The sequence below is a fragment of the Pseudoroseomonas ludipueritiae genome (genome assembly GCF_014490445.1).
In the GTDB taxonomy this organism is placed as follows: domain Bacteria; phylum Pseudomonadota; class Alphaproteobacteria; order Acetobacterales; family Acetobacteraceae; genus Pseudoroseomonas; species Pseudoroseomonas ludipueritiae.
Genome location: NZ_JACTUZ010000153.1, coordinates 1 through 10675, shown reverse-complemented (window position 1 = coordinate 10675; position 10675 = coordinate 1). Strand labels below are relative to the sequence as shown.

General features: G+C 68.0%; 9 protein-coding genes. 5 read left to right on the top strand and 4 right to left on the bottom strand.

What is annotated here, in order from left to right; all coding sequences use genetic code 11:
* Window positions 1-76: 76 nt before the first annotated feature.
* Window positions 77-1096 carry an ABC transporter substrate-binding protein gene (locus tag IBL25_RS21420; protein WP_238940578.1) on the bottom strand — a complete coding sequence of 340 codons (1020 nt, stop codon included), beginning with the start codon at window positions 1094-1096 and terminating at the stop codon, window positions 77-79.
* A gap of 197 nt (window positions 1097-1293) precedes the next feature.
* On the opposite strand from IBL25_RS21420, the gene IBL25_RS21415 reads away from it, so the two are divergent.
* Genes IBL25_RS21415 through IBL25_RS21405 form a run of 3 tightly spaced genes read left to right on the top strand, consistent with a single transcriptional unit; the run spans window position 1294 to window position 5878 of the window.
* The gene (locus tag IBL25_RS21415) at window positions 1294-2082 is read left to right on the top strand and encodes an enoyl-CoA hydratase/isomerase family protein (RefSeq protein ID WP_187780531.1); all 789 of its coding nucleotides are present in this window, start codon (window positions 1294-1296) and stop codon (window positions 2080-2082) included.
* Between the two features lie 32 nt (window positions 2083-2114).
* Window positions 2115-5165, top strand: a complete 3051-nt coding sequence (gene ydiJ / locus IBL25_RS21410; protein ID WP_187780530.1) for a D-2-hydroxyglutarate dehydrogenase YdiJ — start codon at window positions 2115-2117, stop codon at window positions 5163-5165.
* A 17-nt stretch (window positions 5166-5182) separates the two neighbouring features.
* Complete coding sequence (locus IBL25_RS21405; RefSeq protein ID WP_187780529.1) at window positions 5183-5878, top strand: ribonuclease activity regulator RraA; 696 nt, start codon at window positions 5183-5185, stop codon at window positions 5876-5878.
* A gap of 40 nt (window positions 5879-5918) precedes the next feature.
* Here IBL25_RS21405 and IBL25_RS21400 read toward each other — a convergent pair whose 3' ends face one another.
* Window positions 5919-6188, bottom strand: coding sequence for an HU family DNA-binding protein (locus IBL25_RS21400; protein WP_187780532.1), 270 nt, complete (start codon window positions 6186-6188; stop codon window positions 5919-5921).
* Window positions 6189-6530: 342 nt separating this feature from the next.
* Window positions 6531-7721 (bottom strand): aminotransferase, encoded by a 1191-nt coding sequence (locus tag IBL25_RS21395; RefSeq protein ID WP_187780528.1) that lies wholly within the window; start codon window positions 7719-7721, stop codon window positions 6531-6533.
* 321 nt (window positions 7722-8042) lie between these two features.
* Between IBL25_RS21395 and IBL25_RS21390 the strand changes: the two genes are divergently transcribed.
* Window positions 8043-8381 (top strand): P-II family nitrogen regulator, encoded by a 339-nt coding sequence (locus tag IBL25_RS21390; protein WP_120007455.1) that lies wholly within the window; start codon window positions 8043-8045, stop codon window positions 8379-8381.
* A 170-nt stretch (window positions 8382-8551) separates the two neighbouring features.
* Window positions 8552-9991 carry a type I glutamate--ammonia ligase gene (glnA, locus tag IBL25_RS21385; protein WP_187780527.1) on the top strand — a complete coding sequence of 480 codons (1440 nt, stop codon included), beginning with the start codon at window positions 8552-8554 and terminating at the stop codon, window positions 9989-9991.
* Window positions 9992-10060: 69 nt separating this feature from the next.
* Here glnA and IBL25_RS21380 read toward each other — a convergent pair.
* The coding region (locus tag IBL25_RS21380; protein ID WP_187780526.1) for a LysR substrate-binding domain-containing protein at window positions 10061-10675 on the bottom strand (615 nt) is incomplete at its 5' end.

Below are 10675 nucleotides of genomic sequence, written 5' to 3'. Positions count from 1 at the left end.
CGGGCGGGGCAAGGGTGGGGGCGCGACCGCCGGCACCGCCGGCAGCGGGGCGGCGGCCGGCGGTGGGTCCTGGAGGCTACTGGCCGACAAGCTGGTTGAAGCGGCGCAGGGTCGCATCCGCTTCTTCGGCGGCGCGGGCATTGTCGAGCGGCAGGACCTTCACGGTCTTGGGGTCCGGGAAGCCCGGCGGTGGGGCCACATTCGGGTCGGCCGGCAGGAAGCCCTGGCTGGAGGCCAGCTTCTGGCCCTCGGGCGAGAGCAGGAAGGAGATGAAGGCGGCGGCCGCCTGCGGGTTCCTGCTGCTCTTGAGGATGGCGGCGGGCTCGGTGATGGCGGAGACGCCGTCCTCAGGGAAGATGTATTTCACCGGAGCGCCCTTCGCGGCCTCGCGGATCGGCATGTAGTCCACCACGATGCCGAAGGCGCGCTCCCCGCCCGCCACGCTTTGCAGCACGGCGCCATTGCCGCCGCGCGGCTGGATGCCGGCGCGGGCCAGCTTCTCGATATAGTCCCAGCCCAGCTTCGGGTCCTGCGCCAGGGTCTGGATATGGATGCCGGCGGCGCCGGAGACGGCGGGGGAGGGCATGGCGGTCATGTTGCGTGCCTCGGGCCGCAGCAGGTCGGCCCAGGTCTTCGGCGTGAAGGGCGCGCGCGTGTTCATGACGATGCCGGTGGTCATCAGCTTGGTGCCGAAATAGGTCCGCTCCGGGTCATGCACCGTGGCGGGGGTGGCGCCGAGCTCCACTTCCGGGCTGGGGCGCAGCAGGCCCTCCTTCTTCAGGCCCTCGAAGGTCAGGCTATCGGCCAGCAGCAGCACATCGGCACGTGGGTTGCCAGCGGAGATCTCGGCGCGCAGGCGGGGCAGGATCTGGTTGGTGCCGCCGCGCACCCATTCCACCGTCACGCCCGGGTGGCGCTTGCGGAAGGCTTCCACCGTGGCCGCGGCATCAGGCTCCAGCTGGCTGGTATAGAGCACCAGGTTGCCGGAGACAGGCGCCTGCTGCGCCACGGCGGGAAGCGCGGCGGTGGCCAGGAGCGAGGCGCTGAGGAGCAGGAAGCTGGAGCGGCGCATGAGGTCGATGTCCCACCCTGTCATGTTCGTGCCGCCTCCACTAGCCGGGGCCGGGCCGGAAAGTCAGGGGGGCAAGATGAAGTTTCCATGATTGCGGCGCCCGGGCCCGGATTTACAGCAACCGGGGGCGATCCTATAGCGGAAAGGCGGCTGGCCCGGCTGGCGCAGCCGGCATGGCTGTTCCCGCCGCCCCGCCGCCAGCAATGGAGGGGGAGGACGCAATGGACGGCCAGGACGACATTCTGTTCGAGGAACTGGAGGGCGGCATCCGCCGCGTCACCTTCAACCGCCCGCAGGCGCGCAACGCTTTCACCTTCTCGATGTATGAGAGGCTGGCCGCCTTCTGCAACGAGATCGCGGAAGACAAGTCGGTCCGCGCCGTGATCCTGACCGGCGCGGGGGACAAGGCCTTCGCCTCCGGCACCGACATCAACCAGTTCCGCGCCTTCAAGACGCCCGAGGACGCCATCCAGTACGAGGAGCGGATCGGGCGCATCGTGGCGACGCTGGAATCCTGCCCGAAGCCGATCATTGCCGCCATCGCCGGTGCCTGCACCGGGGGCGGGGGCGCCATCGCGGCTTCCTGCGACATCCGCATCGGCGCTTCCAACGCCAAGTTCGGTTTCCCCATCGCGCGGACGCTGGGCAATATCCTCTCCATGGGCGCCTTCTCGCGCCTGCTGGCGCTGGTCGGGCCTTCCCGCGTGAAGGAGATGATCTTCACCGCCCGGCTGATCGAGGCCGAGGAAGCCAAGCAGATCGGCCTGCTGCATGAGGTGGTGCCCGATGTGGCCGACCTGCCGGCCCGCGCCCTGGAACTGGCGCGCACCATCGCCGGCAATGCGCCGCTGACGCTGCGCGCCACCAAGGAGGCCATCGCGCGCCTCCGGCCGCAGATCTCCTCGGAGGAGGGGCGCGACCTCGTGCTGATGTGCTACATGAGCCAGGATTTCCGGGAAGGCATGGATGCCTTCCTCAACAAGCGCAAGCCGGAGTGGAAGGGCGAATAAGGCCCGCCGCCCCGGCCTTAAAAGGCTGTGCGATGATCCCCCGCCTCGGTGACCTTCCGGCGCCCGCCGCGCCTTCCCTCGCTTTCCTGGATGAGCTGCGGCTGCGGGGCTTCTCCGGGGATATCGACGCCGGCTTCGGCCAGCGGCTGATGATGGCGACTGATAATTCCATTTATCAGCGCCAGCCGCAGGCCGTGGTCTTCCCGCGCGATGTGGAGGACTTGCAGCGCATCGCCCGGGTTTCCGCCGATCCGCGCTTCGCGGGCGTGGTCTTCACGCCGCGCGGGGGCGGCACCGGCACCAACGGGCAGTCGCTGACGGATGGCATCGTGGTGGACCTCTCCCGCCACATGAACCGGCTGCTGGAAGTGAATGTGGCGGAAGGCTGGGTGCGGGTGCAGCCCGGCATGGTGAAGGATGCGCTGAACGCTGCCATCAGGCCGCATGGCCTGTTCTTCGCGCCGGAATGCTCCACCTCCAACCGCGCCACGGTGGCGGGCATGGTCTCCACCGATGCCTGCGGCCAGGGGTCCTGCCTGTATGGCAAGACACGGGACCATGTGCTGGCGCTGGACGTGGTGCTGCTGGACGGCACGCTCTGGCATTCGGAGCCGATGGACGAGGCGGCGCTGGCCCGGGCCACGGCGCGGCACGACATGGTGGGCGCCATCCACCGCGTGGTGGACGGCATCTTCCGCGAGCGTCGCCAGTTGATCGACGAGCGCTTCCCGCCGCTGAACCGCTGCCTGACCGGCTATGACCTGGCGCATATCCGCGACGGGGAAGGGCGCTTCAACCTGAACTCGGTGCTTTGCGGCTCCGAGGGCACGCTGGCGATGATCGCGGAAGTGAAGCTCCGGGTGCTGCCGATCCCGAAGCATGCCGCGCTGATCAACCTGCGCTACGACAGCTTCGATGCCGCGCTTCGGGACGCGCAGCGCATCATGGTGCTGGGCGCGGCCTCGGTGGAGACGATCGATTCCAAGGTGCTGGGCCTGGCGCGCGGCGACGTGGTCTGGGAAGGGGTGCGAGACTTCTTCCCCAATGACCCGGAAGGCCCGGCCCCCGGCATCAACCTGATCGAATTTGTCGGCGACAGCATCGAGGAGGTGCAGGCCAAGCTGGACGTGGTGGAACGCCGGCTGGCCGATGAAGACCGCTCCATGGGCCGGCGCGGGCATACCGTGGCCTGGGACGCGGCGTCCGAGCGCATCCAGACCATGCGCAAGAAGGCCGTGGGCCTGCTGGGCAACATGAAGGGCGATGCGCGGCCCATCCCCTTCGTGGAAGACACCGCCGTGCCGCCGGAGAATCTGGCGGATTACATCGCCGAGTTCCGTGCGGCGCTGGACCGGCGCGGGCTGGCCTATGGCATGTTCGGCCATGTCGATGCCGGCGTGCTGCATGTGCGCCCGGCGCTGGACATGAAGGCCCCGGGCGCGGAGCGGATGATCCGCGAGATCTCGGACGAGGTTTTTGCCCTTACCCGCAAGTATAACGGGCTGCTCTGGGGCGAGCATGGCAAGGGCGTGCGGTCCGAGTACGTGCCGGAAGTCTTCGGCCCGCTTTACGAATCCCTGCAGGCCATCAAGGCGGCCTTCGATCCGCGCAACCAGTTGAACCCCGGCAAGATCGCCGCGCCGGATGGCGAGGCGCTGCTGGCCATCGACAAGGTGCCGATGCGCGGGCAACTGGACCGCACCATCCCCGCCAATACCCGCGCCAATTACGACGAGGCGCTGCATTGCAACGGCAATGGCGCCTGCTTCAACTACGACCCCAATGACGCCATGTGCCCCTCCTTCAAGGCGACGGGGGACCGGCGGCATTCGCCCAAGGGCCGGGCCTCGCTGTTCCGCGAATGGCTGCGGCGGCTCTCGGATGCCGGGGTGGACCCGATGGCGGAGGCATGGCGCGCGCGGAAGGCCTCGCCCTGGTCCGGCGCCTTTACCCGCTACGTCAACAGCCGCACGCCGGAAGAGGATTTCTCGCATGAGGTGAAGGAGGCCATGGATGGCTGCCTCGCCTGCAAGTCCTGCTCCGGCCAATGCCCGATCAAGGTGGATGTGCCGACCTTCCGGGCCAAGTTCCTGGAACTCTACCACACCCGCTACCGCCGGCCGCTGAAGGACCATCTGGTTGGCAAGCTGGAGGCCATGCTGCCGCTGGGCGCGCGCTTCCACCGTATCTCCAACGCGGTGATGGGCAGCACGGCCGGGCGCGCCCTGGGCCGCAAAGCCGGGCTGGTGGATGCGCCGCTGTTCTCCGGCATCGACCTCTGGGCGGAAGCCGCGAAGCGCGGCGTCTATCGCGCCACGCCCGTGGACCTGCGCGCCGTGCCCGCCGCCGAGCTAGAGCGGCATGTGGTGATCGTGCAGGATGCCTTCACCAGCTATTTCGAAACCGGGCTGGTGCTGGACCTGCTGGACCTGCTGCTGGAGCTGGGCTTCACGCCCTGGCTGGCGCCCTACCGGCCGAATGGCAAGCCGATGCATGTGCACGGCTTCCTGGGCGCCTTCGAGCGGCAGGCGGCGGAGAATGCCGCCATGCTCTGTGCCCTGGCCGATACCGGCGTGGAGCTGGTGGGGCTGGACCCTTCCATGACCATCACCTACCGCAGCGAATATGTTGGCGCCCTGGGCGGGGATGCGCCGGAGGTGCGGCTGCCGCAGGAATGGCTGGCCAGCCGCCTGCCCTTGCTGCCGCCGCTGCCGCAGGGCGAGCCGCTGATGCTGCTGCCGCATTGCACGGAGCGCACCAATGCCGTGAGCAGCCTGAAGGACTGGCAGGCCATCTTCTCGCACCTGGGGGCGCCGCTTCGCGTGCTGGCCACGGGCTGCTGCGGCATGGCTGGCACCTTCGGCCATGAGGCGGAGCACCGCGACATGTCCGAGCGTCTCTACGACATGGGCTGGCGGCAGAAGGTCGCGGCGCATGGGAATGCGCTGGTGGCGACAGGCTATTCCTGCCGCTCCCAGATCAAGCGCTTCGATGGCGTGCGGATCGACCACCCGGTCCAGGCGTTGCTGCGACGGCTCCGGCAGGCGCCGGCGGAAGCGGTGCTGGAACACGCCGCGGAATGACAGAGGGGATTCAAGGAATGGACGCAGCGATCAAGGCGAAGCTGGAGGGCATCTCCACCGCCACGCTGACGACAGTGCTGTTGAAGAAGGGGCTGCGCAATGTCTGGATGCGCGGCACCAGGCCGCTGCGGGAAGGGCAGCCCCGCATCGTCGGGCGGGCCTTCACGCTGCGCTTCGTGCCGGCGCGCGAGGATCTGGCGACGCCGGAATCCTGGTCCTCGCCGATCTCCACCCGCGCCGCCATCGAGGCGATGCCGGAAGGCTGCGTGGCTGTAGTGGATGCCATGGGCGTCAAGGACGCTGGCATCTTCGGCGACATCCTCTGCGCCCGCATGGCCAAGAAGGGCGTGGCGGCGCTGGTAACCGATGGCGTGGTGCGCGACATGGCGGGGGTGCTCGGCACCGGCCTGCCGGTGTGGTGCGACGGCGCGGCGGCCCCGCCCTCGGTGGCCGGGCTGACCTTCGTGGCCTGGCAGCAGCCGATCGGCTGCGGCGGCGTCGCCGTCTTCCCGGATGATGTCGTGGTGGTGGACCAGGATGGCGCCGTGCTGATCCCGCAGGCACTGCTGGCCCAGGTGGCCGAGCTGGCGGAAGAACAGGAGCGCCAGGAAAACTGGATCATGGGCGAGGTGGAGGCCGGTGCCTCGCTGCCCGGTCTCTATCCGCCGAACGCGGAGAACAAGGCCCGCTACGAGGCCAGCAAGAAGAAGTAGAAAGCAGGCGGGCGGGCCGGGAAGGCCCGCCCGTCCGGCCTCAGACCGCCTTCTTCAGGTTCGGCGAGGCCTTGAAGCGCACCGTCTTGCCGGCCTTGATCTTCACCGGCTCACCCGTGCGGGGGTTCATGCCCTTGCGGGCCTTGGTCTTGCGCACGGTGAAGGTGCCGAAGCTCGGCAGGGTGAAGCCACCCTTCTTCTTCATCTCCTTCACGATGGAAGCGACCAGGTCAGAGGCGGCCTGGTTGGCGGCAACGCCGGTGCAGCCGATGGAATCCTGAATGACCTGGGCGAGGAAGGCTTTCGACATCGTGTGTGCGACTCTCGTTATAGGTTGAGGCGCTTTATGCGGCGCCTGGATTTCTCCTGCGCGGAGCTTTAGCAACACCTTGTCCGATTTTCCAGCCTTACGCTCGGCCAGGATCATTGTTCCCGCGAAGCAAGAATCGCCGGCGCCTTAATCTTCGAGGCAGATCAACGGATCTTCGTGGCTTCAGCCCGCGCGGTGGCCTGCCGCTTCCTTGCCGGCCTCCGATTCGCGGCCGAATTTGCTGCGCCGCAATAACGGCAGGGGCACGTAAAAGAAAAGCCATCTTCAGCGGATGCCGAAGATGGCTTGCCCAGGCTGCAAGAAGAAGCCGGTGGGCCGGCTTCAGCCCGCCATGGCTTCCGGCGCGCGCGTCGCCTTCCAGGCGGCGAGGCGCGACAGGGCCTCGTCCAGCACCGCATCGTTCTTGCAGAAGGCGAAGCGGGCATAGTGCTTGGGCGCATCGGCCGGGTTGTCATAGAAGGCGGAGACGGGAATGGCCGTCACCTTGGCGGCCTCGGTGATGTGGCGGCAGAAGGCCACGTCGTCGCCCGAGAAGCCGAGGGGGGAGAAGTCGGCGGTGATGAAGTAGCTGCCGCGCGCTTCCAGCACGCCGAAGCCCAGCTTCTCCAGCCCCGCGGCCAGCCGGTCCCGCTTGGCCTGCAATTCGGCCGAGAGGCTCTCGAAGTAGCTGTCGTCCTTGTTCAGGCCGACCGCCACGGCGCGCTGCAGGTTGGGCGGGGTGGTGAAGGTCAGCAGCTGGTGCGCCTTGGCGACATTGGGCGCCAGGCTGGCATCGCAGGTGACATAGCCGACCTTCCAGCCGGTGAGGCTGAAGGTCTTGCCAGCCGAGCCCACGCGCATGCAGCGGCCGCGCATGCCGGGCAGGGTCATCAGCGGGATATGCTTCCAGCCGTCGAAGGTCAGGTGCTCGTAGACCTCGTCGCAGACCGCATAGGCGTCGTGGCGCTGCAGCAGGTCGGCGATGAAGGCCAGCTCGGCGGCGGTGAAGACCTTGCTGGCCGGGTTCAGCGGCGTGTTCAGCAGCACGGCCTTGGTCTTGGGGCCGAAGGCGGCGGCCAGGGCATCGCGCGGCAGTTCCCACTTCGGCGGCGTCAGGCGCACCAGCTTCGGCACGGCCCCCAGCATGCGGATCACCGGCAGGTAGGTGTCGTAGAGCGGCTCGAAGAGCACGACCTCGTCGCCCGGGTTCAGCACGGCCATCAGGCAGGCGGTCAGGGCCTCGGTGGCGCCGGAGGTGACCACGACCTCGGTGGCCGGGTCGATGGTCAGGCCATAGAAGCGGCGATTCGCATCCGCGACGGCCTGGCGCAGCTCCGGCAGGCCGGTCATGGGCGGGTACTGGTTGCGGTTGTCCAGCAGCGCATCGGCGGCGGCCTTCACCACATCCTCCGGCCCTTCGTAGTCCGGAAAGCCCTGGCCCAGGTTAATGGAGCCGTGCTGCACCGCCAGGGCGGACATGACGGTGAAGACAGTGGTGCCGGTGGCGGAGAGCAGGGCGTTCAGCGGCTTCATGGCTTGGGGGCGGGCCTTCGGTGGTGGCGGTAGGATGGGTCGGGCCGGATCATGGGGTTCCGAACCGCCCGATGCAACAACGGCTCTGCATGCCTGCCGATTTCGTGGGCAGGCTGCCTGTTTCGCGTGCCGTTTCTGGCTCAGGTCGCGGTTTCACCACGGAAAACACGGCTGGGTGCCATTGCTCCTCTGGCGCGCCTCGTGCGACACAGCAGGACGAGCCGCCCGGCGACTGGCTGGTCCTCCAACACGGACGGACGGCACCGGGAGAGAAGAGGAGGGCCGGCCCCCGGATAGGGGCATGGCCTGAAGTTGGAGCCGATGAAGAAGATCGAGGCGATCATCAAGCCCTTCAAGCTCGACGAGGTGAAGGACGCGCTGCACGAGATCGGCCTGCAGGGCCTGACGGTGGTGGAGGCCAAGGGCTTCGGCCGCCAGAAGGGCCACACCGAGTTGTATCGCGGCGCGGAATACGTGGTGGACTTCCTGCCCAAGGTGAAGATCGAGGTGGTCTGCGCCGACGACCTGGCAGAGCGCGCGATCGAGGCCATCCAGGCCGCCGCCCGCACCGGCCGCATCGGCGATGGCAAGATCTTCGTCTCGGACGTGCAGGAGGTCATCCGCATCCGCACCGGCGAGCGGGGCGAGGACGCGGTCTGACCGCCACCGGCGCCCTGGCGCGCCGGGATCAAGGTTTTCGCTGCCCTCACCAGGGGTGAGGGTAGTGGCGAAGAAGGCCCCAGGATGCGCTATCGGCGCCGGGGGCCACACGCGGCGGGAGGTTTCCGGCCGTGCAGTTTGAGTGTCGTTAGGGAACAGGACCACACAGCATGGCCAAGAAGCCCGCAGTTGCCGCAGCGCCCAGCGCTGTCTCCAAGGTCATGGAGATGATCCGGGAGAACAGCGTCGAGTACGTTGACTTCCGCTTCACCGATCCGAAGGGCAAGTGGCACCACACCGCCCAGCACGTCTCCACGATGGAAGAGGAGATGTTCACGGACGGCATCATGTTCGATGGCTCCTCCATCGCCGGCTGGAAGGCGATCAATGAGTCCGACATGATCCTGATGCCCGACGCCTCGTCGGCCTGCATGGACCCCTTCGCCGCCAAGCCGCAGCTGATCCTGTTCTGCGACATCATCGAGCCCTCGACCGGCCAGGCCTATTCGCGCGACCCGCGCTCGACCGCCAAGAAGGCCGAGGCCTATGTGGCTTCCACCGGCATCGGCGATGCCGCGCTCTTCGGCGCCGAGGCTGAGTTCTTCATCTTCGACAACGTGAAGTTCGGCACGGGCGGCACCTTCGGCCACTACTCCCTCGACAGCATCGAGGGCCCGGGCGCCAGCATGAAGGACTACCCGGAAGGGAACATGGGCCACCGCCCGCTGGTGAAGGGCGGCTATTTCCCGGTGCCCCCGGTCGACAGCGAGAGCGACCTGCGCGCCGAGATGCTGTCCACCATGATCGAGATGGGCGTGGCCGGCGAGAAGCACCACCACGAGGTGGCGCAGTCCCAGCACGAGCTGGGCACCAAGTTCGGCCCGCTGGTGCAGCATGCCGATCACATGCAGATCTATAAGTATGTGATCCACAATGTCGCGCACAGCTACGGCAAGACCGCGACCTTCATGCCGAAGCCCGTTTATGGCGACAACGGCTCGGGCATGCACGTCCACCAGTCCATCTGGAAGAACGGCAAGCCGCTCTTCGCGGGCAACGGCTATGCCGACCTGTCGAACGAGGCGCTGTACTACATCGGCGGCATCATCAAGCACGCGAAGGCGCTGAACGCCTTCACGAACCCCTCGACCAACTCCTACAAGCGCCTGATCCCTGGCTTCGAGGCGCCGGTGCTGCTGGCCTACTCCGCCCGCAACCGCTCGGCTTCCTGCCGCATCCCCTATGCGACGAACCCGAAGGCCAAGCGCGTCGAGGTCCGCTTCCCCGACCCGACCGCCAACCCCTACCTGGCCTTCGCCGCCATGCTGATGGCGGGCCTGGACGGCATCAAGAACAAGATCCACCCGGGCGATGCCATGGACAAGGATCTGTACGACCTGCCGCCGGAAGAGCTGAAGGACATCCCGACCGTCTGCGGTTCGCTCCGCGAGGCGCTGGAGTCCCTGGCCGCCGACCACGAGTTCCTGCTGGCCGGCGACGTGTTCAGCAAGGACCAGATCGAGAGCTACATCGAGCTGAAGTGGCAGGACGTGTACAAGTTCGAGCACACGCCGCACCCGGTTGAGTTCGAGATGTACTACTCCGTCTGATCCCACGCGGATCGGATGCGGAAGCGCCCCGGGGGTCTCCCCGGGGCGTTTTTCGTTGGTGCAGCCTGCTCAGGCCGCCGTGCCGGGAAGCGTGCCGCCCAGGAGGTCGGCCACATGCCGCACCACCACGTCCTCCGCGCTGCGGTCGTGCCAGGCGAGGTCCAGCGCGAAGCCTTCCACGGGCAGCGGCGGCGGGCGCAAGGCCAGCGCTGCTCCGGGCGGCACGCAGCGGGAGGGCAGCAGGGCAATCAGGTCCGAGCCCTCCAGCAGCGGCGGCACCATGAGGAAGCTGGGCACCACCAAGCCAACGCGGCGGGAAAGGCTCCGTGCCGCCAGCACCGCATCCAGCGGCGTGGTGCTGGCGCCATGGCCGGAAACGACGAGATGCGGAAAGGCGAGCCAGCGGGCCAGGGTGAAATCCGCCGCCGCCGGGTGGCCGTGGCGCATGGCGGCGACATAATGCTCCTCCAGCAGGCGCCGCTGGCGCAGCGGCGGTGCCAGGGGCGGCAGCACGGAGGCGATCAGCTCGGCCTCCCCGCGCCGTAGCCGTGCCAGCGCATCCTCGGCGCCGGCCCAGGGCAGCACCGCCAGCATCACGCCCGGCGCCGTGACGCTCAGCCGCGCGTGCAACGCCGGCAGCAGCATCGCGGCGGGGGCATCGGCCAGCAGGATGCGCACGGTCTG

Bases quoted from the DNA above. Each gene is read 5' to 3' on its own strand.
- ydiJ (WP_187780530.1), top strand. From the start codon at position 2,115: ATGATCCCCCGCCTCGGTGACCTTCCGGCGCCCGCCGCGCCTTCCCTC.
- IBL25_RS21395 (WP_187780528.1), bottom strand. From the start codon at position 7,721: ATGAAGCCGCTGAACGCCCTGCTCTCCGCCACCGGCACCACTGTCTTC.
- IBL25_RS21415 (WP_187780531.1), top strand. From the start codon at position 1,294: ATGGACGGCCAGGACGACATTCTGTTCGAGGAACTGGAGGGCGGCATC.
- IBL25_RS21400 (WP_187780532.1), bottom strand. From the start codon at position 6,188: ATGTCGAAAGCCTTCCTCGCCCAGGTCATTCAGGATTCCATCGGCTGC.
- glnA (WP_187780527.1), top strand. From the start codon at position 8,552: ATGGCCAAGAAGCCCGCAGTTGCCGCAGCGCCCAGCGCTGTCTCCAAG.
- IBL25_RS21405 (WP_187780529.1), top strand. From the start codon at position 5,183: ATGGACGCAGCGATCAAGGCGAAGCTGGAGGGCATCTCCACCGCCACG.
- IBL25_RS21390 (WP_120007455.1), top strand. From the start codon at position 8,043: ATGAAGAAGATCGAGGCGATCATCAAGCCCTTCAAGCTCGACGAGGTG.
- IBL25_RS21420 (WP_238940578.1), bottom strand. From the start codon at position 1,096: ATGACAGGGTGGGACATCGACCTCATGCGCCGCTCCAGCTTCCTGCTC.